This window comes from Pseudomonas sp. GW821-FHT11G12, from assembly GCF_058808055.1.
The window spans coordinates 208,801-233,113 of record NZ_JBXARH010000009.1 but is presented as its reverse complement, the minus strand read 5'-3'; the positions used below and the strand labels follow the sequence as shown (position 1 = coordinate 233,113).

Sequence of the window (24,313 nt, the reverse complement as noted above, 5' to 3'; positions counted from 1 at the left end):
TTCAGTCCTTGGATTCGTAAATGCGGCGCACCAGGAAAACCGGCCGGCGCTTCGCTTCGATATAAGTGCGGCCCAGGTACTCACCCAGCACGCCGATGCCAATCAGTTGCAAGCCGCCGAGAAAGGTCACCGCGACCATCAGCGAGGCATAACCGGGCATGTCGACACCATGGATCAGTGTGCGCACGACAATGAACATGGCAAAGGCAAACGACACCAGAGACACCATCGCCCCCAGGTACGTCCAGATCCGCAAGGGTTCGGTGCTGAAACTGGTGATGCCTTCGAGCGCGAAATTCCACAGCCGCCAGCCATTGAACTTGCTGTGCCCTGCCGCTCGCTCCGGGCGCTCGTATTCGACCTGGGTGGTACGAAACCCGACCCAGGCAAACAGGCCTTTCATGAACCGCCGCGATTCCGGCAGCGTCAGCAGCGCGTCGACCACGCAACGATCCATCAGCCGAAAATCGCCGACGTTTTCCGGCAATGTCTGTTCGGCAATCTTGTTGTGCAGGCGATAGAACCAACTGGCGGACGTCTGTTTGGCCCAGGAGTCATTGCGGCGGCTGATGCGGTGACCAAGCACCACTTCGTAACCTTCACGCCAACGCTCGATCATCTGCAGAATGACTTCGGGCGGGTCCTGCAGATCGACATCGATCGGCACCACGATCTGCCCCGTGGCAATCTGCAAGCCAGCGGAAAGCGCTGCCTCCTTGCCGAAGTTGCGGCTCAGATCGACGATACGTATCGTCGAATCGCTCTGCTGACAGCGCAGCAGGCGCTCCAGCGTCGTATCGGTGCTGCCGTCGTTGACGAACACCAGTTCAAGGCTGATCTGCGCCTCACGCTCGAACACCTGACGAATGCGCAGGAGAAAGCCGTCGAGGCTGTCCTCTTCATTGAATACGGGAACCACCAGCGACAACGTCACCGGCCCCGCGTGTTGCGTTCCATGCGAGTGGGTCAATGGACTGCTCTTTCTTATAGTGTTTGTCGGTCGTCGAACGAAATTCGACGCCATGAGCCGCACCGTATTAAGCAGCACCACCGAAGGTCATGCAAGGGTGAAAAAAGGACGTACTTGCCAATCAGAAGGCCGATCCCGACGCTCTGCCCCGCGTGTCGCAGAAACATTAGCCAACGATTGGAAACACATCCCCGATAGCCAAATGACAAGGCTCCGCTAGGCTTGCGACCATGCGCCAAACAGGTTGTCGCAATATCCCATCGCATGGAGCGAACTGAATGTATTTCGAGATTTACAGGCAATCCAAGGGCACCCCGAGCACCGGCAAGGGCCAATGGCGCTGGCGCCTGCGGGCGGGAAACCATGAGACGGTTGCCAGTGGGGAGTCGTATGTGAACAAGGCGGATTGTCTGCACGTGATCGAGTTGATCAAGGGTGTGCAGGGGGATACGCCGGTCAAGGAGATTTGAGGGCTGGCTGACACCCCTGCAGAAACGAAAAAGCCCCGCGGATTTTCATCCACGGGGCTTTTCCGAGACTAACGCGAACACCCGTCTTCAGAATTTCTCGGGGATGTGCCGGAAGGGATAATCCGATTCCTTGTAGCCCCCGGGCTTCTGCCGCTTGGGCAACTCAACCTTCTCGCGCGAAACACTCTTGTACGGAATGCGGCTGAGGAGATCGGAGATGATGTTCAGGCGCGCTCGCCGCTTGTCATTCGAGTCGGCCACCAGCCAGGGTGCATATTCGGTATCGGTCGCCTTGATCATGTCATCACGCGCCCGCGAATAGTCATACCAGCGGCTGTACGACTTGAGATCCATGGGCGACAGTTTCCAGATTTTGCGACCGTCCTTGATACGTTCTTCCAGCCGCCGCGTCTGTTCTTCCTGACTGACGTTCAACCAGTACTTGAGCAGAATCACCCCGGAATCGACGATGGCATGTTCCACCAGGGGCACCGTCTTGAGGAACTTTTCGACCTGATTCTCGGTGCAGAACCCCATCACTCGTTCGACACCGGCGCGGTTGTACCAACTGCGATCGAAGATCACCACCTCGCCGGCTGCCGGCAGATAAGGCAGGTAGCGCTGCAGATACATCTGGCTCTTCTCACGCTCGCTCGGGGCCGGCAATGCAACCACCCGAAAGACCCGCGGGCTGACCCGATCGGTAAGCGCCTTGATCGTCCCGCCCTTGCCCGCACCATCACGCCCTTCGAAAATCACGCAAACCTTGATGCCCTCGGCCCTCACCCATTCCTGCAGTTTGACGAGTTCAACGTGCAGTCGACGCAGTTCGGCCAGATAGTCTTTGCTCGACAGTTTCGGGCGATCCGCGGGGGTGTCTTTGGGCGAGTCTTTCTTCTTTCCCTTTGCCATGACCGAACCTCATGCATTGAAGGGGGTGACCGCCGGATGGCTGGCGGCCCATGAGCTGGAATGCAGGAGTTTAGTCAGTTAATTCGGAATGTGAGCGGCCTGGATACGTTGGAGCATTGCGCTCCGTACATTGGTGCAGGGTGGACTGATCAGAAACAAAAAAGCCCCGTAGCTTCTCAGCTACGGGGCTTTTTCTATGTATGGCGGAGAGATAGGGATTCGAACCCTAGGTACCGGTGAAGGTACAACGGATTTCGAATCCGTCCCATTCGGCCACTCTGGCATCTCTCCAACGGCGCGCATCATAACAACACTTTTACCGAAAGCAAACCCTCTTTCGAAAATTTCTTCGTGCTATCAGATGCTTGCGTCGATTAAAGCGGTACGCCCAGACGGTTGGCGACTTCTTCGTAGGCTTCGATGACGTCACCGAGGCCCTGACGGAAGCGGTCCTTGTCCATCTTCTTCTTGGTGTCCTTGTCCCACAGACGGCAGCCGTCCGGGCTGAACTCGTCGCCCAGGACGATGGAGCCGTCGCTGAACACGCCGAATTCAAGCTTGAAGTCCACCAGCAGCAGGCCGGCGTCGTCGAACAGTTTGCTCAGGACTTCGTTGACCTTGAGCGACAGTTCTTTCATGCGCGCCAGTTGCTCGGCGGTGCCCCAGCCGAATGCCACGACGTGGGATTCGTTGATGAACGGGTCGCCTTTGGCGTCGTCCTTCAGGAACAGTTCGAAGGTGTAAGGGTTGAGCTTCAGGCCTTCTTCAACGCCCAGACGCTTGACCAGGCTGCCGGCGGCGTAGTTACGCACGACGCACTCGACCGGAATCATGTCGAGTTTTTTCACCAGAACTTCGTTGTCGGCCAGCAGTTTGTCGAACTGGGTCGGAATGCCGGCCGCTTCGAGTTTCTGCATGATGAAGGCGTTGAACTTGTTGTTCACCATGCCTTTGCGGTCGAGCTGCTCGATGCGCTTGCCGTCGAACGCCGAAGTGTCGTTGCGAAACAGCAGGATCAAGCGGTCAGCGTCGTCGGTCTTGTAAACCGATTTGGCTTTGCCGCGGTAGAGTTCTTCACGTTTTTCCATGATGGGCTCCGCTTGCTAAGTAGATGGGCTAGGCGATGTGGCGCCAGTCGAGCCCTGAATCTTGATCGGCCAGTTGCAGCCAGTCCGGGTCGCACCCGAGGGTGTCGACAAAACATTGCCGGGCCAGCTGCGGCAGGTTGTTCTTGCTGCTCAGATGGGCCAGGACCAGGTGTTGCAGGCCTTGCCAGCCCAACTCGGCCACCAGGAATGCCGCCTGATGGTTGTTCAAATGTCCCAGCTCGCCGCCCACCCGCTGCTTGAGAAAGTACGGGTAATGACCACGGGCCAGCATGTCGCGACAATGATTGGACTCGATCATCAACGCATCGAGGTCCCGATAACCGTCCAGCACCCGCTCACAGTATGAACCCAGGTCGGTCAACAGGCCGAAACGCCGCTCACCATCGCTGAATACATATTGAGTCGGTTCCTGCGCATCATGGGCCACGGCAATGACCCCGATGTCCAGAGCACCGATCTGCAGCTGCTCGCCGCCGGCCACGAAGCCTGCGGGTTCAATCGGTTTGCGCATCCCGCGCAGTGTGCCGCGACTGAGGTAGACCGGTAGATTGTAGCGCCGAGACAGTAAACCCACGCCATGCACGTGGTCGGCATGTTCGTGGGTTACGAGTATCGCGCTCAGTTGCGCCGGGTTCACACCCAGGCGCAGCAGGCGTTTTTCGGTTTCCCGCAGGGAAAAACCACAATCCACCAGCACATACGTATCAGCACTGGCGATCAGCGTGCCGTTCCCTTGGCTACCGCTGCCGAGAACGGCAAAACGCATTGGATCAGCCCAGGTTGTCCTGAATTACGCTCAACACTTTGCGGGCCACATCGGCCGGGGCAACGGTGTTGATGTTTTTCTCGACGGTGACCTGAACGTTGTCGCCAACCTTGCTCAGGCGAACCTGATAACGCTCGGCACGGGCTTCAACTTCTTCCTTGGTCGGCGCACTGCCGAACAGGCTGCTGAAGAAACCAGGCTTCTCGTCTTTCTTCTCGGCTTTTTCGGCCAGGTTGATGTAGTACAGGCCCAGGCTGCGGTTGATGTCTTCAACGCGCCACTGACCTTGCTCCAGCGCACGACCGACGCTCGACCAGGCACGGTCCAGATCCGAACCGACGTTCAATACCGGGTTGCCGCTGCCGTCTTCGCTGAGGCTGACACGGCTCGGGGTATCGAAATCACGCGAAGCCAGCATCGACACCGAACCGCCCTTCTCGGAGGTACGGCTCATGCTCGCGAGCATGTCGTCGACCAAGGCAGCGTCCAGGCCAGTGTTGACCGAACGGTTGGTGAAATCGACATTGGCGGTGCTGCCGGCAGGACGCTCGGCGCTGACCACGTAGATTTCACTGGTATTGCGCTGCACGCCCGGCTCGATGCGTACCCGCACGCGGGTTTCGCTGTCGGCACCGACGCCGGCGGCGCTCAGGCGCTTGGCCATGGCGGCGGACAGTTCGTCGGAATGCTGCCAGGTGGTGGTGAATTCGCCGGTTTGCGGACGCTGTTCATCCAGACGGAAACCGTTGTCCTGGAAGAACTGCACAGCCACTGGCCAGACTTCGGCCGGTGGATGCTGGCCCATGACCCAGCGCGAATCACCGCTCTTCTGCAGCGAGTAGTCGCTGGCGTCGGCAATCGCCGACAGCGGTTGAGGACGCGGAACAACGTATTCGCCGGTGGCGGTGTCGTCGGCTACGTTACGCGGGATCGGCAGCAGCGGATCCAGGCGCTTGGAGGTGCTGACATCCGGTGGCAATTGCATCGGTGCAGTCTGTTTCGCTTCCAGGTAGTCGCTACCACGGTCACGGAAATAACCTTCCGGGCCCCAGATCCATCCGCAGCCACTGGTGCTGGAGATAATCAAGGCAAGTGCGGAAAGTCCGGCCATTCGCTTCATGCGTTGTACTTCCTCAATTAAACCAGGACGCTGCACTGGCGCAGGGCCGAGCGCAACGTTTCATGACAAGGAGCGCTCAGCCAGGTCAGCGGCAGGCGGATGCCTTCGTGCATCAGGCCCATTTCGACCAAAGCCCACTTCACCGGAATCGGGTTGGCTTCGATGAACAGGTCCTTGTGCAGCGGCATCAGTTTTTCGTTGATGGCCCGTGCGGTCTCAGCGTCGCCCTTGAGCGCGGCCTCGCACAGGTCGGCCATTTCGCGCGGGGCGACGTTGGCGGTGACGGAGATGTTGCCTTTGCCGCCCAGCAGGATCAGCTCGACGGCGGTCGGATCATCGCCGGACAGCACGATGAAGTCTTTGCTCACGCCGTCGAGGATTGCCTTGGCACGCTTCAGGTCGCCAGTGGCTTCCTTGATACCGATGATGTTCGGCACGGTGGACAGACGGATCACGGTCTCGGCCTGCATGTCGCAGGAAGTGCGGCCAGGCACGTTGTAGAGGATCTGCGGAATGTCGACCGCTTCGGCGATGTGCTTGAAGTGCTGGTACAGGCCTTCCTGGGTCGGCTTGTTGTAGTACGGGACTACCAGCAGGCAGGCATCGGCGCCGGCCGCCTTGGCGTTGCGGGTCAGCTCGACGGCTTCGCGGGTCGAATTGGCGCCGGTACCGGCGATGACCGGAATGCGACCAGCCACCTGTTTGACCACGGCTTTGATGACGGCAATGTGTTCTTCTACATCAAGGGTTGCCGACTCGCCGGTTGTACCGACCGCGACAATGGCATGGGTGCCGTTCTTGAGATGGAAGTCCACGAGTTTGCTGAGGCTGTCCCAGTCAAGACGCCCTTGTGCATCCATGGGTGTGACCAGTGCCACCATACTGCCCGCAATCATGAAACCGCTCCTGCCGGAAAAAGAGAGCGGTAATGGTACTGGCGCCAAGATGCTTGCACAAGCGAAGTACTGCGCCGCCATTCCCCTTGGCGCCGCTTTTCGCTACCCTTCAGACTTTGATCGGTACTGATCAGCTTGTACGCCGGGTTCCAGCCCCCCGTTTCGGCCTCCCAGGCCCCGTTCCAGTGTCGCCGCCTTACGCTTCCTTATTATTGGAGCCGTAGCGATATACGAATCGGGCCTTCCGGACAGGTATGTCCCGGCACTCAACGCCCTCACCCTACCGACCGCTCATCGCTTTAGGAATGCTGCATGTCCACCCCCACAGTTCGCGAACAATTCCTTGTCGTCAGTGCCCTCGGCGCCAATCCCATGGAGCTGACCAACGTCCTGTGCCGCGCCAGCCATGAAAACCGCTGCGCGGTCGTCACCTCCCGCCTGACCCGTCACGGCGAGTGCAGCGCGCTGATCCTCGAGATCTCCGGCAGCTGGGACGCCCTGGCGCGCCTGGAAGGCAGCCTGCCGGGCCTGGCCAAGAAGCATGCTTTCACCGTAAATGTCGTGCGCAGTGCCGCCCTGGAAAACCGTCCTCAGGCCCTGCCGTACGTGGCTTACGTGTCCTCGGCCTATCGCCCGGACATCATCAACGAGCTGTGCCAGTTCTTCATGGATCACAACGTCGAGCTGGAAAACCTGACCTGCGATACCTATCAGGCTCCGCAGACCGGCGGCACCATGCTCAACGCCACGTTCACCGTGACCCTGCCGGCCGGCACTCAGATCAGCTGGCTGCGCGACCAGTTCCTGGACTTCGCCGACGCCATGAACCTGGACGCACTGATCGAACCGTGGCGCCCACAGAACCCAATGTAAGGAAGCTTTCATGGCCGTAGCTATCGATCAACCGGTTGCCGATTTCGAAGCGCCCGCCACCAGCGGGCAGACCGTCAGCCTTTCGGCCCTCAAGGGCAAGCAAGTGGTGATCTACTTCTACCCGAAGGACAGCACCCCGGGCTGCACCACCGAAGGTCAGGGCTTTCGTGATCAGTACGCGGCGTTCAAGGCTGCCAACACGGAAATCTTCGGCATCTCCCGCGACAGCCTGAAGTCCCACGAGAACTTCAAGTGCAAGCAGGAGTTTCCGTTCGAGCTGATCAGCGACAAGGACGAAGCCGTCTGCCAACTGTTCGACGTGATCAAGCTGAAAAAACTCTACGGCAAGGAATATCTGGGCGTGGATCGCAGCACATTCCTCATCGACAAGAATGGCGTACTGCGCCAGGAATGGCGCGGCGTGAAGGTGCCGGGCCACGTTGACGCAGTGCTGGCCGCGGCTCAGGCACTGAACAAGGCCTGATCCTTTCGGCGCCCTGGCGGGCGCCGAATCGCTTTCAAAGCAGTGGCGCCACCACCGGCTCCTTGCGCGGCCACGCATCAAGCACAGCCTTGAACAGCGTCGCCAGCGGAATCGCGAAGAACACGCCCCAGAAGCCCCACAACCCGCCGAACAACAGCACCGCGCAGATGATCGCCACCGGGTGCAGATTGACCGCTTCGGAAAACAGCAACGGCACCAGCACGTTGCCGTCCAGCGTCTGGATGATCCCGTAGACTGCCATCAGATAGATGAACTGATCGCTCCAGCCCCACTGGAACAGTGCAATCAGCATCACCGGCACAGTCACCACCACCGCCCCGACATACGGCACCACCACCGACACGCCCACCAGCAACGCCAGCAGCGCCGCGTAGTTCAGCCCGAGGGCGACGAAGGCGATGTAGGTCACCCCGCCACAGATCACGATCTCGATGACCTTGCCACGAATGTAGTTGGCGATCTGCCGGTTCATTTCCTCGGCAACCCGAGTGATCAGCGCCCGCTCACGCGGCAAATAGCCGCGCACCCACTCGCCGATCATCACCCGATCCTTGAGGAAGAAGAACACCAGGATCGGCACCAGGACCAGGTAAATCATGATGTTCACCAGCAGCGGCAGGCTCGACAACGAGAATGTCAGTGCCCACTGGCCGAATTTGCCGATTTCCCCGCGCGCGGCTTCGATGGCTTGCAGCACCTGCTCGTCGGACACCAGATGGGGATAGCGCTCCGGCAGCAGCAACAGCAGCGATTGCCACTTGGCGAGCATGCCGGGCAACTCATTGAACAGTGTGATCAATTGATGCCAGAGCAGCGGCAGTACGACGACGATGAACAGCATCAGCACGCCCATGAACAGCGCAAACACCAGCCCCACCGCTGCGCCACCGGGCATGCGCAGACGCTCCAAGGTAACCACCAGCCCCTGCATCAGGTACGCCAGCACCATCCCCGCCAGCACGGGCGCGAGCATTCCACCAAGGGTAAGCACGGCGGTGAAGGCGAGAAACAACAGCACCGCCAGCACCACGGCTTCCTCATCGGAAAAGTAGCGCTGAATCCAGTCGCGTAACACTTTGAACATCAATAATCCTTAGGTCTTTTACGCTGTCGGTTTCAGGCTTTTTTCAACCAGTAACGGTAGACGCCCGCCTCGTCTTCTTCACGCAGCAGCGTATGACCGGCCAACCGGGCAAAGGTGCGAAAGTCGCGTTGCGAGCCGGCGTCAGTGGCGATCACCTTGAGTACCGCGCCGCTGGGCAGCTTGTTCAATTCCATCTTGGCCTTGAGCAACGGCAACGGGCAATTCAGGCCGCTGGCGTCCAGTTCACAGTCATGGGCTACAGCGTCGGTCATGCGTTACTCCGGTTCAGAGGGTCAGGCTGCCTAGAATATCTGGTCGCAAGCCCGGTGTCCGGCTACAGTAAGGTCTTTGTCGACTAAGGCTTTGTGCATGACATTTTTGCGCCCTACCCTGCTGACGCTCGCTTGCCTGCTCGCCTCACCGGGCTTTGCCGACGACCTGCCGTCACTCGGTGACGCCAGTTCTGCCATCGTCTCGCCACAACAGGAATACCAACTGGGCCGCGCGTGGTTGGCGCTGCTGCGCAGCCAGGTTTCACAGCTCAACGATCCACAGCTCAAGGACTACGTCGAGTCCAGCGTCTATAAACTGGTGGAAACCAGCCAGGTCAACGACCGACGCCTGGAATTCATCCTGATCAACAGCCCGCAGCTAAACGCCTTCGCGGCACCGGGCGGGATTGTCGGGGTCAACGGCGGTCTGTTCCTCAATGCCCAGACCGAAGGTGAATATGCCTCGGTACTGGCTCACGAACTGGCTCACTTGTCCCAGCGCCACTTCGCCCGAGGCGTCGAGGCGTCCCAGCGGATGCAGGTGCCGATGATGGCCGCGTTGCTGGCCGGGATCGTCATTGCGGCCGCCGGTGGCGGCGAGGCCGGGATCGCGACCATCGCAGGTACCCAGGCGGCGGCGATCCAGTCGCAACGGACGTTCTCGCGCCAGAACGAACAGGAAGCCGACCGCATCGGCATCCTCAACCTGGAGAAGGCCGGTTACGACCCACGTTCCATGCCGACCATGTTCGAACGCCTGATGCGCCAGTACCGCTACGACGCCAAGCCGCCGGAATTCCTGCTGACTCACCCGGTGACCGAATCGCGGATTGCCGACACCCGCAACCGTGCCGAGCAGGCCAAACCCGGCGGGATCGAAGACAGCGTGCGCTATCAACTGATTCGCGCGCGGGTGCAACTGATCTACGAGGAAACCCCGGGGTTGGGCGCGAAGCGTTTCCGTGCACAGCTGGATGAAAACCCGAAAAACGACGTGGCCCGTTATGGTCTGGCGATTGCCCAGATCAAGGGTGGCCAGTTGAATGAGGCGCGGGAGAATCTCAAGCAACTGCTGGAGAGATCGCCAAACGAGATCATCTTCAATCTCGCGCAGGTCGATCTGGATATCACCAACAATCACCTGGCGGAGGCGCAGTCGCGGGTCGACCGCATGCTGACGCAGTATCCGGGCAACTACCCGTTGAATCAGGTGCGAGTCGATCTGTTACTGAAACAGAATCGCACCGCCGATGCGGAAAAAGCCCTCGAAGGTCTGCTCAAATCACGCCCGGACGATCCGGACGTCTGGTATCAGGTGGCTGAAACGCGCGGTCTGTCGGGCAATATCATCGGTCTGCATCAAGCTCGCGCCGAGTACTTCGCGCTGGTTGGCGACTATCGTCAGGCCATCCAGCAACTGGACTTCGCCAAACGCAAGGCTGGCAGCAACTTCCCGCTTTCGTCGCGTATCGATGCGCGTCAGCGCGAGCTGATGGAGCAGGAACGCATGATCAAGGACATGATGGGATAAGCCTGATCCAGGAAAAACGCCGGACACAAAAAAAACCGCCTCTTTCGAGGCGGTTTTCTTTTACTCAACCGCTATTGAATCATTCAGCCAGCTTGAACGTGATGAAGCTGGCACGACCCTGACGCAGAACCCGCATCGACACGGAGCGATTCTTCGGCAGTGCCTTGGCGATCTCGGAGAACTCCTTGGCCGAACCAATGGCCTGGTTGTTCAGGTGAGTGATGATATCGCCTGGCTGCAGGCCGATCAGGGCGGCAGGACCGTCCTGCACCTCCTTGATCACCACACCACCCTTGAGGTCGTAGGTTTTCTTCTGCTCGGCAGACAGCTCAGCGACCGAAACACCCAGACGATTGCTGTTGGTCTCGACACCGGACTTCGGCAGGGCATCCAGCTCCTTGTCTTCGTCAGGAATCGCGCCGACGGTCAGCTCGACATTCTTGCGCTTGCCTTCACGAATCACTTCCAGGTTGGCCTTGGCGCCAGCCTTCAGCGCGCCGACCAGATGAGGCAGGTCAGCGGACATGACAATCGGCTGACCGTTCATGCTCAGGATCACGTCACCTACTTGCAGGCCGCCCTTGGCTGCCGGACCGTCATCCTGGATCTGCGCCACCAGCGCACCGGCCGGTTTTTCCAGACCGAACGACTCGGCCAGATCCTTGTTCACTTCCTGAATGACCACACCCAGCCAGCCACGGCTGACCTTGCCACCGCTTTTCAGCTGGTTGGATACGTCCATGGCAACGTCGATCGGAATGGCGAACGAAACGCCCATGAAGCCACCGGAACGGGTGTAGATCTGCGAGTTGATCCCCACCACTTCACCGTTCAGGTTGAACAGCGGACCACCGGAGTTGCCCGGGTTGATCGGCACGTCGGTCTGAATGAACGGCACATAGTTTTCGTTTGGCAGGCTGCGGCCAACGGCGCTGACGATGCCTTGGGTCACCGTGTGATCGAAGCCGAACGGCGAGCCGATCGCCACGACCCACTGGCCTGCTTTCAGATCCTGGGATTTGCCGAGTTTGAGTACTGGCAGATCCTTGCCTTCGATTTTCAGCAGGGCCACGTCGGAGCGTGGGTCGGTGCCGATCAGCTTGGCTTTCATTTCACTGCGATCCGCCAGACGAACGAGGATTTCGTCGGCGTCGGCAATCACGTGGTTGTTGGTCAGGATGTAGCCATCCGGCGAGATGATGAAGCCCGATCCCAACGATTGAGCTTCACGCTGGCGATCACCCCGGGGAGAACGCTGTTGCGGCGGCATCCCGCGCTCGAAGAACTCGCGCAGCATCGGCGGCAAGCCTTCCAGGTCCGGCATCTGCTGGTTCACTTTGCGATCCGGCAGCTTTTGCGTGGTACTGATGTTCACCACCGCAGGCGAGGCCTGTTCGACCAACTGGGTGAAATCCGGCAGGTTGGCCGGGCTGGCCGCTTCAGCCGCCTGGGCTGCAGGAACAGCCTGACCGAGCACCAGCACGGTGGCGACGATGGAGAGATAAGACTTCAAGCTTGGTATCGACATACAGCTCCCGTTACGACGAGCAGGGTTAAGCGATATGGAGCAAGGAACACCGGGAACTACAGGCCGGCATTTTTGTTCCGGGAACAACAAAACAAGGCCAGAGCCGTGAGGCTCTGACCTATAAAAAATTTTCGGATTATTTGCAAATGAAAATGCTCAGCAAACATTTCACGTCTCGAAAACGAGGTGGAAACAGCTGGAATCAGCTCACTGCTTGCTGGTTGCAGCGCCATCATTGCGTATCGACAAGGCAATCCGCTCAGCGGTGCCGATTGGAATCTCGCCGACAACCGTCACCATCACTTCACCTTGAGGCGTGGTCAAGCGACGGGATACGGCAACGGTAGGGCCCAACTGAGTCCGGGTATCGGTGACGGTTGCACCGTTCAGCGGCTCGAGGAATACAGAGAAACGCGCCAGACCATCGTCATACAGCAGGCTGTTGACCTGCGTCTTGGTCTCGGGATCCTTGTGCGAAGAACTGCTGGTGAGTTCAAAGCCAGGAGGCAGCCAGTCAGAGCGCCAGACCTGAGCGGTCTTGACGGCAGAAGCCTTGTCGCCTTCAAGGTTCACAGGCTTGCAATCGGAATCGGCCTGGAGATCCTTGTCGGACGGAACCTCAGAAGTCTCCAGTCGAGTGAACTGGAACCTTTCAAGCAATTGCCCGTTGTCGTTGAGCAGCAATGACTTGAGCGGCAAGCCCGTTTCCTTGTCCAGATGCAGCTCGAATCCATAGCGATGCTGATCGCGTGGCGTCAGCGACACGATCACCGCCTCACGCCCGGCCACACGCGACTTGCCGATGACGGCAAGGTCATACCAATTCTTCAGCTTTTGAGGATCAAGAGGACGAGCGGCAGAGCTGGGAGAGTCCCCCAGTCCCGCAATCAGGGTGCCGCTGACGCATTGAGTATGCCCATCAACGCGCACGACTTCCTGAGCCGAGCCGTCGAGCTGAAGCAAACGCTCGCGGACCTGACCATTCTGGACACGATGCCAGATGTTATGGGTAGAGAAACTACCGTTACGCTCGTAAACGAATGTGCCGTGAAAGCTTTGCTGCTGCTCGGCCTGGCCCAGACGGGTGAGCCAATCCTGGGCCTCATCGGCGTGGGCTGGAACGATGAACCAGCCACTGAGCAGAAGCGAAAGTAGAGGTATGGCGCGCATGATCCTCCTTAACGGTTTTCCAGGCTTGCTGCACGCGCGTAAGGCAATGCGCTTTCAGTACCTTTCAGCGCAGCTTGTTGAGCGTGTTGGCGCAGGTAACCTGGTAGACGCTGATCGTGCCAGCCTGGCTGGCCTTGCAGCACACCATTGGCCATAGGGCCGGTGGCTTCCGAACTCTCATTGTAGCCTGCCAATACAGCCGGGCCTTTGACTTGAGGAACGGCCAATGCAGGCTGATTGGATTGCTGCGCCAGTTCAACACCGGCAATTTCGTCGTGGTTGTACAGACGAACACCCGCCAGAACGGCAACGGTCACCGAGGCTGCAACGGCCAGACGACCCAGGCTGCGCCATGGACCGCGGGACACTTTGGCTGGAGTGGCTTCGTCTTCCAGCGCAGCAGACACTGCCGCAGCGAGATCCAGGCGTGGAAGCAGCAGATCCTTGTGCATGGCTGCCCGAGCGATCTGATAACGAGCCCAGGTTTCACGGGTTTCAACATCGTCCAGTGCATTGAGCACCCGACGCAATTCCAGTTCGTCCGCTTCGTTATCCATCACTGCGGACAGCGATTCCTGCAGGGCTTCACGACTCATGGCGTTCCTCTCTTGGCTGTCGCCGCTGTCTTTAGTTTTCCTGCAACAACGGCTGCAGGGCTTTATCGATGGCCTCCCGGGCGCGGAAAATCCGGGAGCGCACGGTACCAACCGGACATTGCATGACGCTCGCGATGTCCTCGTAACTCAGACCGTCGAATTCGCGCAAAGTTAAAGCCGTGCGCAAATCCTCTGGCAGTTGCTGAATGGTTCGATGGACGGTGCCTTCGATCTCATCCCGCAGCAATGCGCGTTCAGGAGATTCGAGATCCTTCAGGCCGTGATCGCCGTCATAGAACTCTGCATCTTCGGAACTGACATCGCTATCCGGCGGCCGGCGGCCGCGTGAAACCAGATAGTTTTTCGCCGTGTTGATGGCGATGCGGTAAAGCCACGTATAAAACGCACTGTCTCCGCGGAAATTTCCTAGTGCCCGGTAAGCCTTGATAAAGGCTTCTTGAGCAACATCCTGGGCTTCATGGGTGTCGTGCACGAAACGCACGATCAACCCGAGAATTTTGTGTTGATACTTCAACACGAGCAGATCGAAAGCTCGCTTGTCACCGCGCTGAACGCGCTCGACCAGCTGCTGATCCTCTTCCTGGGTTAGCATGAACACTCCTCGATAAACTCGGAGGAAGCTTGCATGACTAAACGACCGGACTTGCAAACATAGACTCGGGCTTTTCGCAAAAGTTCTCCCCCTCCAAGCAAGTTTCCTGCGGGCTCTGATTTGGCACGCACGAAAAACGCAGCGCGGGATAAACCGGCTGCGCGAATAATCTTTTAATCGGCTCGCCGGCTAGAACCCAACCGCAGGTTCCGCATTGAAGCCGACACTGTCCCTTGTTTCGGGCAACTGTCTATTGATCTTGGCCCTCTGGCAAAAGTTCCAAATATTTATAGACGCGCCACGCCGACATTGGGCAACCGTGAGCGGAAAAAGCGTGTTTCATCTGCGATACAGTCGCTTTTTCCCAAAACCGGCGAAAAAAACATCCGACAAAGCGTCCGTATTTTTCCGTCACGGTAGTTTCACAATGCCATATCGGCCCGGCTATTGTGCCGCCCCACCCCTCTATATACTAGTGGGCTGTGTGGCTGTCTCGACTCGCCCATCCGCCTGTCTTGCGCCAACCCCGACCCGGGTCGCTTTGAGCGGAATCCTGAAATGAGCCAACAGTTTCAACACGATGTTCTGGTGATTGGCAGCGGCGCTGCCGGTTTGAGTCTCGCGCTGACCCTGCCCGGTCACTTGCGCATCGCCGTATTGAGCAAGGGCGATCTCGCCAACGGTTCGACCTATTGGGCCCAGGGTGGCGTCGCGGCCGTGCTGGATGACACCGACACTGTCGAATCCCATGTCGACGACACGCTCAATGCCGGTGGCGGCCTGTGCCATGAAGATGCGGTACGTTTCACTGTCGAGCACAGCAAAGAGGCGATCCAGTGGCTGATTGACCAGGGCGTGCCGTTCACCCGAGATGAGCAGTCCGGCACAGAAGATGGCGGCTTCGAGTTCCATCTCACCCGCGAAGGCGGCCACAGCCACCGCCGCATCATTCACGCCGCCGATGCCACCGGTGCTGCGATCTTCACAACCTTGCTGACCCAAGCCAAACAACGCCCGAACATCGAGCTGCTGGAACAGCGCGTCGCCGTCGATCTGATCACCGAACGACGCCTGGGACTGGACGGCGACCGCTGCCTCGGCGCCTACGTGCTCAACCGCAAGACCGGCGAAGTCGACACCTACGGCGCCCGGTTCGTGATTCTGGCTTCTGGCGGCGCCGCCAAGGTCTACCTCTATACCAGCAACCCCGACGGCGCCTGCGGTGATGGCATCGCCATGGCCTGGCGTTCGGGCTGCCGGGTGGCGAACCTGGAGTTCAATCAGTTCCACCCCACTTGCCTGTATCACCCGCAGGCCAAGAGTTTCCTGATCACCGAAGCCCTGCGCGGCGAAGGCGCGCATTTGAAACTGCCGAACGGCGAGCGCTTCATGCAGCGTTTCGACCCGCGCGCCGAACTGGCACCACGGGACATCGTCGCTCGGGCCATCGACCATGAGATGAAGCGCCTGGGTGTCGATTGCGTGTATCTCGACATCAGCCACAAACCCGAAGCCTTCATCAAATCGCACTTTCCGACCGTCTACGAGCGCTGCCTCGGATTCGGCATCGACATCACCAAGCAACCGATCCCGGTCGTCCCGGCGGCGCACTACACCTGCGGCGGCGTCATGGTGGACCAACAGGGTCGCACCGACGTGCCCGGGCTGTACGCCATCGGCGAAACCAGCTTCACCGGCCTGCACGGCGCCAACCGCATGGCCAGCAACTCGCTGCTGGAATGCTTCGTCTATGCCCGTTCCGCAGCCGCGGACATTCTCGAGCAGTTGTCCGATATCGGCATCCCCCGCGCCCTACCCGCCTGGGACGCAAGTCAGGTGACCGACTCCGACGAAGACGTGATCATCGCGCACAACTGGGACGAGCTACGGCGCTTCATGTGGGACTACGTCGGCATCGTGCGCACCAACAAACGCCTGCAACGCGCACAACATCGCGTGCGTCTGTTGCTGGACGAAATCGACGAGTTCTACAGCAACTATAAAGTCAGTCGCGACCTGATCGAGCTGCGCAACCTGGCGCAAGTGGCGGAATTGATGATCCGCTCAGCCATGGAGCGCAAAGAGAGCCGAGGCCTGCATTACACCCTCGACTACCCGGATCTGCTGCCCGAAGCCCTCGACACTATTCTGGTGCCGCCCACCTACGCCGGCTGAACTTGAGGCGTACTCGCAGGCGTCGATGCAAATCCGCCGCCTGCGAGTCCCGGGGCACGCAGATCGACCTGACCCGCCACTCCCCACGCAATCGAAAGCGCAAAACCACGATCAATGGCAGCGCCAGACTGTCCGGGCGCAACTGCACCGGCTGCCAGCCATCGGCCTGATTCCACAACTGCCAGCCATCGGCGTCACGACGCAATCCGCAGAATGCATCGGGATGACTCAACAGAATCTGGCGGGGCAACACCCATGCAGCATGGCTCAGACAGGCTACCGCACCAAGCAGACTGACCCAGAAAGGCAGGACAAGCAGAAACAGAGCGCACAGGGCGAACGCCTGGGCCAGGAGATACGCCGCCAGCAATTGCCGTGAGGCCTGCCAGCGGCATTCGAACGTGTTACTTGGGCTGGACACGATCCAGAATCATGCGAACCATGCGTTGCAGCTCGGGGTCTTCAGACTCGCTGCGCTCCATGAACCAGCCGAACATGTCCTGATCCTCGCACTCGAGCAGGCGGACATACAGCGCGCGATCCACCTCGTTCAGATTCGCGTAGACCTCTTTCACGAACGGCACCAGCAGCACGTCAAGTTCAAGCATGCCGCGACGGCTGTGCCAAAAGAGGCGATTCAGTTCAACTTGTTCGACCATGGAGCCCTCCTCAAATAGGCGGCAAGTATACAGGCCCGACACGGGGCGAACAGTCGGCTTTGGTCGGGCACCACCGATCCTTTATGAACTACCCATTTCAACACCACCCCCTTATGATGTGCCCCAGTCTATTTACCCTGCGATGACCCATGGCCGATTCTGCTTTTTTCTGCACCCTGTCTCATGAAGGCGTTCTCGCGGTTCGCGGCGCGGATGCCGGCAAATTCCTGCAAGGCCAGCTGACCTGCAACATCAATTACTTGAATGATACCCAGGCCAGCCTCGGTGCCCGCTGCACGCAGAAAGGCCGGATGCAGTCGAGTTTCCGCATCGTGCTTGAAGGCGACGGCGTGCTGCTGGCCATGGCCGGTGAGCTGCTGGAGCCGCAACTGGCGGATCTGAAAAAGTACGCGGTGTTCTCCAAATCGAAACTGACCGACGAAAGCGCCTCCTGGGTGCGCTTCGGCCTCGATCATGGCGATGCTGCCCTGAGCAGCCTGGGTCTGGAACTGCCGGCAGAAACCGACAGCGTGGCCCGCCACGAAAGCCTGATCGCCATTCGCGTCTCCCCGAACCGTGCCGAACTCTGGGTGCCGGCCGATCAGTCCGACAGCATCAAAGGCAAGCTGTCCGCACAACTGAGCGAAGCCGAACTCAATCAATGGCTGCTGGGCCAGATCCGCGCCGGTATCGGTCAAGTCATGCCGAGCACCCGTGAGCTGTTCATCCCGCAGATGCTCAACCTGCAAGCCGTCGGCGGCGTGAGTTTCAAGAAAGGCTGCTACACCGGCCAGGAAATCGTCGCGCGCATGCAATACCTGGGCAAGCTCAAGCGTCGCCTGTACCGCGTGCAACTGGACGCCAGCGAATTGCCGGAGCCGGGCACCCCGCTGTTCGCCCCGAGCCACGGCAGCTCCATCGGCGAAGTGGTGCTGGCCGCCCGTACCGAAAAGAATATTGAACTGCTGGCGGTGTTGCAGGCCGAAGCTGCCGAAGCGGGCGATTTGCATCTGGGCACGGCCGAAGGTCCGACGCTGCACTTGCTCGACCTGCCTTACGAACTGGATCGCGACCGCGAAATCCAGCGTTGATCGCAGTATTTGTGCAACACCCTAGAGAAACGACATGAGTGAGCTGGCGGATAAGGTCCAACAGGATTTGGTTGAGGCCATCGATAACGATGACCTGGTTCTGCCAACGTTACCGGAAGTGGCCCTGCAGATTCGCAAGGCCGCTGAAGACCCGGATATCAGCGTCAGCGACCTGAGCAAAGTGATCGGCCGTGACACGGCGCTGTCGGCGCGGCTGATCAAAGTGGTCAACAGCCCGTTGCTGCGCGCGACCCAGGAAGTCACCGACCTGCACACCGCGATCACCCGGCTGGGCGTCAACTACAGCAGCAACCTGGCGATCGGTCTGGTGATGGAGCAGATCTTCCACGCCCGTTCCGACGTGGTCGAACAGAAGATGCGCGAAGTCTGGCGCAAGAGCCTGGAAATCGCCGGGGTCAGCTACGCACTGTGCCGCCGCTATACCCAGCTCAAACCCGACCAGGCCGCGCTGGGCGGACTGGTGCACCAGATCGGTGTGCTGCCAATCCTGACCTATGCCGAAGACCACTACGAATTGCTGTCCGACCCGGTCAGCCTCAACCATGTGATCGACCACATTCATCCGCTGCTGGGCGACAAATTGCTGCGGGTCTGGGAATTCCCCGAGCGGCTGGTGGAGTTGCCGGGGCTGTATCAGGATCTGAAACGCGATTCGTCGCAGATCGATTACGTGGATCTGGTGCAAGTGGCCAGCCTGTATTGCCACAAGGACACTGACCACCCCCTCGCCCGCATCGACCCTTTCAGTGTGCCGGCCTTCCGCAAACTGGGGATCGATCCGGACAACAAAGTGCTGTGTGCCGATCTGGAAGAATCGCGGTCGATGTTTTACTGATTCTTAGCCGGCAATAAAGCTCACCCGCACCTTCAACCCCGCCTGCTCGCCGTCGTGTAGCGTGATCTGCGCCAGATGCGCGCGGCAGATTTCCCCGACAATCGCCAGCCCCAGCCCGGAACCGGCGACCTGCTGGTTGCGTCGGTAGAAACGCTCGAACACCCGGTCACGCTCATCCTGCGGAATGCCCGGACCGTCGTCTTCAACCTCCAGCACTGCCGGCGACAGCACCCGCAAGATCACGTTACCGCCCGACGGCGTGTGCGCCAGCGCGTTGTCCACCAGATTGCTCAGCAGTTCGTTGAGCAATGTCGGCTCGCCGCGCAGCCAGACCGGTTCGTCCGCTTCCAGCGCCAACGCCACGCCGCGAGCATGGGCCAGCGGCGCCATGGCCATGCCCAGCTCCCGGGCCAATTGGCTCAGATCAAGCAACTGCGCGCCGCCTTCGGCAATCGCCCGGGCGCCGTTTTCCACCCGGGCCAGCGACAGTAACTGGTTGGCCAGATGGGTCAGCCGATCGGTGCTTTGCGCCGAAGATTCCAGAGTGTCACGCCAAGTCTGCGGCTCGCTTGAGCGCAGGCCCAACTCAAGTCGCGCCTTGAGCGCCGCCAGCGGCGTGCGCAGTTCGTGGGCCGCATCGGCGATGAATTGCGCCTGACGCTCGAACTGCCCGCGCAAGCGCTCGGTGAAGTGATTGAGCGCCCGCACCAACGGCCACAGTTCGTGCTGCACCTCCACCAACGGCAAGGGCCGCAGATCGTCGGGCTGACGCTCTTCGACCGCGGTGCGCAAACGCTCGATCGGACGCAACGCCGCGCTGACCGCAAACCACACCAGCAACAATGCGCCAATCGCCAACATGCCCAATCGCAGCAAGGTGTCGGCCGCCAGACTGCGGGCCATGCTGACGCGTGCTTCGTCGGTTTCGGCGACACGGATTTCCGCCATGCCGTTCATGTTCGGCTCGGTCACGGCTTTCAACAGACTGACGACGCGCACGTTCTGGCCCTGATACGTGGCGTTGTAAAAACGCGCGAGCGCCGGGTAGCTGTCGGTTCTCGGTGTTCCCGGCGGTGGGCCCGGCAGGTTTTCGTAACCGGAAATCAGCTTCTGATGGATGTCGTTGACCTGGTAATAGATGCGTCCCGCGCTGTCGTAGGCGAAGGTGTCGAGGGCCACGTAAGGCACGTCGGCGCTGAGGCTGCCGTCTCGCTGCGAGAGGCCGGCGGCGATGGTCCGCGCCGACGCCAGCAAGGTGCGGTCATAAGCGGTGTCGGCAGCTTCGCGACCGTTCCAGTAAGCGCTCAAGCCGCTGGCCAGCATCAACACCACCAGCAACAGCGCAAGGTTCCACAACAACCGCCAGCGCAGGCTGCTGGGCTTATGCATCACGGCTTTCCAGCAGGTAGCCGAGGCCACGGAAGGTCACGATGGCCACCGCATGGCCGTCGAGCTTCTTGCGCAGACGATGCACGTAGATTTCGATGGCGTCGGGGCTGGCCTCTTCGTCGAGACCGAACACTTGCGACGCCAGTTGTTCCTTGCTCATCACCCGGCCCGGGCGCGCGATCAGCGCTTCAAGCACCGCTTGCTCGCGGGAGGTCAGCGTCAGCAGTTCTTCGCCGAGAGTGAAGCGTCGGGTATCCAGATCGTAAGCCAGCACACCACAACGCTGCTGCCGTTCGCCGCCGAGCACACTGCGGCGCAGCAGGGCTTTGACCCGCGCCTCAAGCTCGGTCAGTTCGAACGGTTTGGCCAGATAATCGTCAGCACCGAGGTTGAGCCCATGGACCCGATCCTTGACGTCGCTGCGGGCCGTGAGCATCAGCACCGGCAGGTTCTTGCCCCGGGCCCGCAGACGCGCCAGCACTTCAAATCCGTCCATGCGCGGCAGGCCGACATCGAGAATCGCCATCGCGTACTCCTCGCTGCCCAAGGCCAGGTCAGCGGCCACGCCGTCGTGCAACACGTCCACGGTCAGACCGGTGCTCTTGAGCGCCTGGGCGACACTTTCGGCCAGTGGCAAATGGTCTTCGACGAGCAGAACACGCATGGATCTCTACCTCATTCAGGGATGGCCGACGCCATTCTTTGCCGCGGAGTTTACAGCCGCAACCGCCGCTGTGAAGCCCGAAATCCGGGAAAGTCAGCTGAAAGGTTAGCGAAAGGTTAGGCCGTTAGAGTCGGCCCACGGACAGTTCCGACTGCCGTCGCTGATGCCACACAGCGATAAGAAAAACGCCTCGAAGCGTTTTCGACCAATAAGAACAATAAACGGAGTACACCTCGCATGCCGTCCTTGCAGACCAAGGCTCTTACGCCTGTTCGTCCTTCCCGTTTCAGCCACACCGCCATTGCCAGTGCCGCCGCCCTCGCCGGTTTCGCGCCGATGAGCTACGCCGATTTCATCGAAGACAGTTCCGCCACCTTCGAAACCCGCAACATGTATTTCAACCGCGACTTTCGCGACGGCACCAGTGCCCAACAGTCCAATCGCGACGAGTGGGCACAGGGGTTCATGCTCAACCTGCAATCGGGTTACACCGACGGCACCGTGGGGTTCGGTGTCGATGCGCTGGGGATGCTGGGGGTCAAGCTCGATTCGAGCCCGGACCGCACCGGCACCGGCCTGCTGCCGACCCACGATGACGGGCGCGCGGCGGACGAATACTCCAAGGTCGGCCTGACCGGCAAAGTGAAGATCTCCGCCACCGAACTGAAGATCGGCAGCCTGATTCCGGAACTGCCGATCCTCAAGCCGAACGACGGGCGCATCCTGCCGCAGACCTTCGAAGGCGGCTTGCTGACCTCCAAAGAGATCAAGAACCTGACCTTCACCGGCGGGCGCCTGGACAAGGCCAAGGACCGCGACAGCACCGATTTCGAGGACATTGCCCTCAACAACAAGAACGGCCGTTTTGCTGGCACCGTTGCCGGCAAGCACTTCGATTTTGCCGGCGTGGACTACAAGTTCACCGACAAGATCACCGGCAGTTACCACTTCGCGCAACTCGACGAAGTCTACAACCAGCACTTCTTCGGACTGGTCGCTTCGCGGCCGATGGGCCCGGGCACTTTCGCCACCGACCTGCGCTTCGCCGTCAGTGACGATCAGGGCGCTGCCCGTGGCGGCGAGATCGACAACCGCTCGCTCAACGGTCTGGTCAGCTATGCCCTGAGCGGCCACAAGTTCACCGCCGGTTATCAGCACATGTCCGGCGACAGCGCGTTCCCGTATGTCGATGGCAGCGACCCGTACCTGGTCAACTTCGTCCAGATCAACGACTTCGCCGGCGCCGAAGAACGCTCCTGGCAGGCGCGCTACGACTTCGACTTCGCCAAACTCGGCATCCCCGGCCTGAGCTTCATGAGCCGTTACTTGAGCGGTGACAACATCAAGCTCAAGAACGGTGACGAAGGCAAAGAGTGGGAGCGCAACACCGAGATCAAATATGTAGTACAAAGCGGCGCCCTGAAGGACGTTGCCGTGCGTTTGCGTAATGCCACTTACCGTTCCAACTACTCCGCTCGCGATGCCGATGAAGTGCGTCTGCTGGTGAGCTATAGCGTTGCCCTTTGGTAATTCAGTACGTCCATAACAACAACTCCCAAGGAGACATAGATGAACTTATCACTGCGTAAAGTTGCTCTAGCCGCTGGCGTCATGCTGTTCGCCGGCCAACTGATGGCCGAACCCAAGCGCCCGGAATGCATCGCCCCGGCCTCCCCCGGCGGCGGTTTCGACCTGACCTGCAAACTGGCGCAAAGCGCGCTGGTCAACGAAAAACTGCTGACCAAACCGATGCGCGTGACTTACATGCCCGGCGGTGTCGGCGCAGTGGCGTACAACGCGGTGGTGGCCCAGCGTCCGGCGGATGCGGGCACGCTGGTGGCGTGGTCCAGCGGTTCACTGCTGAACCTGGCGCAAGGCAAGTTCGGCCGCTTCGATGAAAGCAACGTGCGCTGGCTCGCGGCGGTCGGCACCAGTTACGGTGCCATCGCGGTGAAAAGCGATTCGCCCTACAAGAACCTCGACGATCTGGTACAGGCGCTGAAGAAAGATCCGAGCAAAGTGGTGATCGGTTCCGGCGGCACCGTTGGTAGCCAGGACTGGATGCAGACGGCACTGATCGCAAAAGCCGCCGGGATCAACCCGCGCGACTTGCGCTACGTCGCCCTCGAAGGTGGCGGCGAGATTGCCACCGCCCTGCTCGGTGGCCACATCCAGGTTGGCAGCACCGACATCTCCGACTCCATGCCGCACATCCAGAGCGGTGACATGCGCCTGCTGGCAGTCTTCGCCGAAAACCGCCTCGACGAACCGGAAATGAAAGGCATCCCGACCGCCAGGGAACAAGGCTACGACATCGTCTGGCCGGTGGTTCGCGGTTTCTACCTCGGGCCGAAAGTCAGCGACGAAGACTACGCCTGGTGGAAGGACGCCTTCGACAAACTGCTGGCCTCCGAGGACTTCGCCAAGCTGCGTGATCAGCGTGAACTCTTCCCGTTCGCCATGACCGGCCCGGAGCTGGACACCTACGTGAAGAAGCAAGTCGCGGACTACAAAGTGCTGGCCAAAGAGTTCGGCCTGATCCAGTGATCGTCTCTGTCTAGCGGTCATGGCCTCGCGCATCGAGGTCATGGCCCAGGAGTTCCTCATGCTGATTCAACGCATTTTTGCCTCGGTGTTGCTGCTGGCCTGTGCCGGCCTGGCACTGATGGCCTGGCCTTATCAGGCTGCGTTTTCCTACGAACCGGTCGGCCCGCGGGCATTTCCTCTGCTGATGCTCGGCCTGATGAGCCTGGCGCTGCTGTACATGGTGTTTCGCCCGGCACCGATCAAACACAGTGAAGACGAGCCACCGCTGGACCGCGAAACCCTGACCAAGATCGGCACCTGCGTGCTGTTGCTGCTGGTGTTCGCCGGTCTGTTCGAGCCGCTGGGTTTCATCCTCAGCAGTTGCCTGATCGGCATCCCGATGGCGCGCCTGTACGGCGGCCGCTGGTTGCCCAGCATCGTGGTGACCACGCTGATGGCCATCGGTCTGTACCTGCTGTTCGACCGTCTGATGGACGTACCGCTGCCCCTCGGCCTGCTCGACGTTCTGGAGAACTGA

General features: G+C 60.0%; 26 protein-coding genes and 1 tRNA gene. 10 read left to right on the top strand and 17 right to left on the bottom strand.

All coding sequences use genetic code 11. The features are described from left to right. Position 1: 1 nt before the first annotated feature. Complete coding sequence (locus AC1RR7_RS24325) at positions 2–970, bottom strand: glycosyltransferase family 2 protein (RefSeq protein WP_096819398.1); 969 nt, start codon at positions 968–970, stop codon at positions 2–4. A gap of 278 nt (positions 971–1,248) precedes the next feature. On the opposite strand from AC1RR7_RS24325, the gene AC1RR7_RS24320 reads away from it, so the two are divergent. After that, positions 1,249–1,440: a YegP family protein gene (locus AC1RR7_RS24320; protein ID WP_064383113.1), complete on the top strand. Its 192-nt coding sequence runs from the start codon at positions 1,249–1,251 to the stop codon at positions 1,438–1,440. Positions 1,441–1,527: 87 nt separating this feature from the next. Here the strand turns inward: AC1RR7_RS24320 and ppk2 are convergent, their stop codons facing one another. The 6 genes from ppk2 to dapA all read right to left on the bottom strand — a co-directional run bounded on the left by ppk2 (position 1,528) and on the right by dapA (position 6,243). Continuing rightward, the gene (gene ppk2 / locus AC1RR7_RS24315) at positions 1,528–2,352 is read right to left on the bottom strand and encodes a polyphosphate kinase 2 (RefSeq protein ID WP_493091650.1); all 825 of its coding nucleotides are present in this window, start codon (positions 2,350–2,352) and stop codon (positions 1,528–1,530) included. A gap of 201 nt (positions 2,353–2,553) precedes the next feature. Next, positions 2,554–2,643: transfer RNA gene (locus tag AC1RR7_RS24310), tRNA-Ser, on the bottom strand. A gap of 83 nt (positions 2,644–2,726) precedes the next feature. Next, on the bottom strand, positions 2,727–3,440 hold the full coding sequence (purC, locus tag AC1RR7_RS24305; RefSeq protein WP_025110658.1) for a phosphoribosylaminoimidazolesuccinocarboxamide synthase: 714 nt from the start codon (positions 3,438–3,440) through the stop codon (positions 2,727–2,729). Positions 3,441–3,468: 28 nt separating this feature from the next. Beyond that, complete coding sequence (locus AC1RR7_RS24300; protein ID WP_096819404.1) at positions 3,469–4,227, bottom strand: MBL fold metallo-hydrolase; 759 nt, start codon at positions 4,225–4,227, stop codon at positions 3,469–3,471. 4 nt (positions 4,228–4,231) lie between these two features. Continuing rightward, entirely contained in the window at positions 4,232–5,347 is a 1,116-nt protein-coding gene (gene bamC / locus AC1RR7_RS24295; RefSeq protein ID WP_096819405.1) for an NlpB/DapX family lipoprotein, read from the bottom strand. 17 nt (positions 5,348–5,364) lie between these two features. After that, positions 5,365–6,243 (bottom strand): 4-hydroxy-tetrahydrodipicolinate synthase, encoded by an 879-nt coding sequence (dapA, locus tag AC1RR7_RS24290; RefSeq protein ID WP_096819406.1) that lies wholly within the window; start codon positions 6,241–6,243, stop codon positions 5,365–5,367. A 312-nt stretch (positions 6,244–6,555) separates the two neighbouring features. On the opposite strand from dapA, the gene AC1RR7_RS24285 reads away from it, so the two are divergent. Both AC1RR7_RS24285 and AC1RR7_RS24280 read left to right on the top strand, forming a co-directional pair. Next, on the top strand, positions 6,556–7,116 hold the full coding sequence (locus tag AC1RR7_RS24285; RefSeq protein WP_096819408.1) for a glycine cleavage system transcriptional repressor: 561 nt from the start codon (positions 6,556–6,558) through the stop codon (positions 7,114–7,116). Positions 7,117–7,126: 10 nt separating this feature from the next. Next, positions 7,127–7,600: a peroxiredoxin gene (locus AC1RR7_RS24280; RefSeq protein WP_096819409.1), complete on the top strand. Its 474-nt coding sequence runs from the start codon at positions 7,127–7,129 to the stop codon at positions 7,598–7,600. A 34-nt stretch (positions 7,601–7,634) separates the two neighbouring features. Here the strand turns inward: AC1RR7_RS24280 and AC1RR7_RS24275 are convergent, their stop codons facing one another. Further along, entirely contained in the window at positions 7,635–8,705 is a 1,071-nt protein-coding gene (locus tag AC1RR7_RS24275; protein ID WP_096819410.1) for an AI-2E family transporter, read from the bottom strand. 32 nt (positions 8,706–8,737) lie between these two features. Next, the gene (locus AC1RR7_RS24270; protein WP_007963279.1) at positions 8,738–8,977 is read right to left on the bottom strand and encodes a sulfurtransferase TusA family protein; all 240 of its coding nucleotides are present in this window, start codon (positions 8,975–8,977) and stop codon (positions 8,738–8,740) included. Positions 8,978–9,074: 97 nt separating this feature from the next. Here AC1RR7_RS24270 and AC1RR7_RS24265 point away from each other — a divergent pair, with 97 nt between their 5' ends. Further along, positions 9,075–10,508, top strand: coding sequence for a M48 family metalloprotease (locus tag AC1RR7_RS24265; protein WP_493158598.1), 1,434 nt, complete (start codon positions 9,075–9,077; stop codon positions 10,506–10,508). A gap of 79 nt (positions 10,509–10,587) precedes the next feature. On the opposite strand, the gene AC1RR7_RS24260 is transcribed toward AC1RR7_RS24265, so the two are convergent. The 4 genes from AC1RR7_RS24260 to rpoE form a co-directional block, all read right to left on the bottom strand. Beyond that, positions 10,588–12,036: a DegQ family serine endoprotease gene (locus AC1RR7_RS24260; protein ID WP_102622210.1), complete on the bottom strand. Its 1,449-nt coding sequence runs from the start codon at positions 12,034–12,036 to the stop codon at positions 10,588–10,590. 207 nt (positions 12,037–12,243) lie between these two features. Further along, positions 12,244–13,206, bottom strand: coding sequence for a MucB/RseB C-terminal domain-containing protein (locus AC1RR7_RS24255; RefSeq protein ID WP_102622209.1), 963 nt, complete (start codon positions 13,204–13,206; stop codon positions 12,244–12,246). Between the two features lie 8 nt (positions 13,207–13,214). After that, positions 13,215–13,802: a sigma-E factor negative regulatory protein gene (locus AC1RR7_RS24250; RefSeq protein ID WP_096819414.1), complete on the bottom strand. Its 588-nt coding sequence runs from the start codon at positions 13,800–13,802 to the stop codon at positions 13,215–13,217. 31 nt (positions 13,803–13,833) lie between these two features. Then, positions 13,834–14,415 (bottom strand): RNA polymerase sigma factor RpoE/AlgU, encoded by a 582-nt coding sequence (gene rpoE / locus AC1RR7_RS24245; protein WP_003172477.1) that lies wholly within the window; start codon positions 14,413–14,415, stop codon positions 13,834–13,836. A gap of 558 nt (positions 14,416–14,973) precedes the next feature. Between rpoE and nadB the strand changes: the two genes are divergently transcribed. Then, a complete protein-coding gene (gene nadB / locus AC1RR7_RS24240) occupies positions 14,974–16,590 on the top strand; it encodes an L-aspartate oxidase (protein WP_493158597.1) in 1,617 nt (538 codons plus the stop codon). Here nadB and AC1RR7_RS24235 read toward each other — a convergent pair. Together AC1RR7_RS24235 and AC1RR7_RS24230 are read right to left on the bottom strand one after the other, a co-directional pair. Then, a complete protein-coding gene (locus tag AC1RR7_RS24235; protein ID WP_096819416.1) occupies positions 16,559–17,011 on the bottom strand; it encodes a protein YgfX in 453 nt (150 codons plus the stop codon). The genes nadB and AC1RR7_RS24235 overlap by 32 nt on opposite strands. After that, positions 16,995–17,249, bottom strand: a complete 255-nt coding sequence (locus tag AC1RR7_RS24230) for an FAD assembly factor SdhE (RefSeq protein ID WP_007957989.1) — start codon at positions 17,247–17,249, stop codon at positions 16,995–16,997. The genes AC1RR7_RS24235 and AC1RR7_RS24230 overlap by 17 nt, the downstream gene beginning before the upstream one ends. A gap of 149 nt (positions 17,250–17,398) precedes the next feature. Between AC1RR7_RS24230 and ygfZ the strand changes: the two genes are divergently transcribed. Both ygfZ and AC1RR7_RS24220 read left to right on the top strand, forming a co-directional pair. After that, on the top strand, positions 17,399–18,340 hold the full coding sequence (gene ygfZ, locus AC1RR7_RS24225; RefSeq protein WP_493158596.1) for a CAF17-like 4Fe-4S cluster assembly/insertion protein YgfZ: 942 nt from the start codon (positions 17,399–17,401) through the stop codon (positions 18,338–18,340). A gap of 34 nt (positions 18,341–18,374) precedes the next feature. After that, the gene (locus AC1RR7_RS24220; protein ID WP_096819418.1) at positions 18,375–19,196 is read left to right on the top strand and encodes an HDOD domain-containing protein; all 822 of its coding nucleotides are present in this window, start codon (positions 18,375–18,377) and stop codon (positions 19,194–19,196) included. Positions 19,197–19,199: 3 nt separating this feature from the next. On the opposite strand, the gene AC1RR7_RS24215 is transcribed toward AC1RR7_RS24220, so the two are convergent. Both AC1RR7_RS24215 and AC1RR7_RS24210 read right to left on the bottom strand, forming a co-directional pair. Continuing rightward, positions 19,200–20,585, bottom strand: coding sequence for a sensor histidine kinase (locus tag AC1RR7_RS24215; protein WP_493158594.1), 1,386 nt, complete (start codon positions 20,583–20,585; stop codon positions 19,200–19,202). Further along, entirely contained in the window at positions 20,578–21,249 is a 672-nt protein-coding gene (locus tag AC1RR7_RS24210) for a response regulator (protein WP_192560019.1), read from the bottom strand. Before AC1RR7_RS24210 ends, AC1RR7_RS24215 begins: the two co-directional genes overlap by 8 nt. A gap of 237 nt (positions 21,250–21,486) precedes the next feature. On the opposite strand from AC1RR7_RS24210, the gene AC1RR7_RS24205 reads away from it, so the two are divergent. From AC1RR7_RS24205 to AC1RR7_RS24195, 3 genes are read left to right on the top strand one after another with little or no spacing between them, the layout of a single operon-like run. Beyond that, positions 21,487–22,779, top strand: a complete 1,293-nt coding sequence (locus AC1RR7_RS24205; RefSeq protein WP_493158592.1) for an OprD family porin — start codon at positions 21,487–21,489, stop codon at positions 22,777–22,779. Between the two features lie 39 nt (positions 22,780–22,818). Then, positions 22,819–23,796 (top strand): Bug family tripartite tricarboxylate transporter substrate binding protein, encoded by a 978-nt coding sequence (locus AC1RR7_RS24200; RefSeq protein ID WP_096819422.1) that lies wholly within the window; start codon positions 22,819–22,821, stop codon positions 23,794–23,796. Between the two features lie 58 nt (positions 23,797–23,854). Then, positions 23,855–24,313, top strand: coding sequence for a tripartite tricarboxylate transporter TctB family protein (locus AC1RR7_RS24195; protein ID WP_273539142.1), 459 nt, complete (start codon positions 23,855–23,857; stop codon positions 24,311–24,313).

Bases quoted from the DNA above. Each gene is read 5' to 3' on its own strand.
- AC1RR7_RS24320 (WP_064383113.1), top strand. From the start codon at position 1,249: ATGTATTTCGAGATTTACAGGCAATCCAAGGGCACCCCGAGCACCGGC.
- ppk2 (WP_493091650.1), bottom strand. From the start codon at position 2,352: ATGGCAAAGGGAAAGAAGAAAGACTCGCCCAAAGACACCCCCGCGGAT.
- purC (WP_025110658.1), bottom strand. From the start codon at position 3,440: ATGGAAAAACGTGAAGAACTCTACCGCGGCAAAGCCAAATCGGTTTAC.
- AC1RR7_RS24300 (WP_096819404.1), bottom strand. From the start codon at position 4,227: ATGCGTTTTGCCGTTCTCGGCAGCGGTAGCCAAGGGAACGGCACGCTG.
- bamC (WP_096819405.1), bottom strand. From the start codon at position 5,347: ATGAAGCGAATGGCCGGACTTTCCGCACTTGCCTTGATTATCTCCAGC.
- dapA (WP_096819406.1), bottom strand. From the start codon at position 6,243: ATGATTGCGGGCAGTATGGTGGCACTGGTCACACCCATGGATGCACAA.
- AC1RR7_RS24285 (WP_096819408.1), top strand. From the start codon at position 6,556: ATGTCCACCCCCACAGTTCGCGAACAATTCCTTGTCGTCAGTGCCCTC.
- AC1RR7_RS24280 (WP_096819409.1), top strand. From the start codon at position 7,127: ATGGCCGTAGCTATCGATCAACCGGTTGCCGATTTCGAAGCGCCCGCC.
- AC1RR7_RS24275 (WP_096819410.1), bottom strand. From the start codon at position 8,705: ATGTTCAAAGTGTTACGCGACTGGATTCAGCGCTACTTTTCCGATGAG.
- AC1RR7_RS24270 (WP_007963279.1), bottom strand. From the start codon at position 8,977: ATGACCGACGCTGTAGCCCATGACTGTGAACTGGACGCCAGCGGCCTG.
- AC1RR7_RS24265 (WP_493158598.1), top strand. From the start codon at position 9,075: ATGACATTTTTGCGCCCTACCCTGCTGACGCTCGCTTGCCTGCTCGCC.
- AC1RR7_RS24260 (WP_102622210.1), bottom strand. From the start codon at position 12,036: ATGTCGATACCAAGCTTGAAGTCTTATCTCTCCATCGTCGCCACCGTG.
- AC1RR7_RS24255 (WP_102622209.1), bottom strand. From the start codon at position 13,206: ATGCGCGCCATACCTCTACTTTCGCTTCTGCTCAGTGGCTGGTTCATC.
- AC1RR7_RS24250 (WP_096819414.1), bottom strand. From the start codon at position 13,802: ATGAGTCGTGAAGCCCTGCAGGAATCGCTGTCCGCAGTGATGGATAAC.
- rpoE (WP_003172477.1), bottom strand. From the start codon at position 14,415: ATGCTAACCCAGGAAGAGGATCAGCAGCTGGTCGAGCGCGTTCAGCGC.
- nadB (WP_493158597.1), top strand. From the start codon at position 14,974: ATGAGCCAACAGTTTCAACACGATGTTCTGGTGATTGGCAGCGGCGCT.
- AC1RR7_RS24230 (WP_007957989.1), bottom strand. From the start codon at position 17,249: ATGGTCGAACAAGTTGAACTGAATCGCCTCTTTTGGCACAGCCGTCGC.
- ygfZ (WP_493158596.1), top strand. From the start codon at position 17,399: ATGGCCGATTCTGCTTTTTTCTGCACCCTGTCTCATGAAGGCGTTCTC.
- AC1RR7_RS24220 (WP_096819418.1), top strand. From the start codon at position 18,375: ATGAGTGAGCTGGCGGATAAGGTCCAACAGGATTTGGTTGAGGCCATC.
- AC1RR7_RS24215 (WP_493158594.1), bottom strand. From the start codon at position 20,585: ATGCATAAGCCCAGCAGCCTGCGCTGGCGGTTGTTGTGGAACCTTGCG.
- AC1RR7_RS24210 (WP_192560019.1), bottom strand. From the start codon at position 21,249: ATGCGTGTTCTGCTCGTCGAAGACCATTTGCCACTGGCCGAAAGTGTC.
- AC1RR7_RS24205 (WP_493158592.1), top strand. From the start codon at position 21,487: ATGCCGTCCTTGCAGACCAAGGCTCTTACGCCTGTTCGTCCTTCCCGT.
- AC1RR7_RS24200 (WP_096819422.1), top strand. From the start codon at position 22,819: ATGAACTTATCACTGCGTAAAGTTGCTCTAGCCGCTGGCGTCATGCTG.
- AC1RR7_RS24195 (WP_273539142.1), top strand. From the start codon at position 23,855: ATGCTGATTCAACGCATTTTTGCCTCGGTGTTGCTGCTGGCCTGTGCC.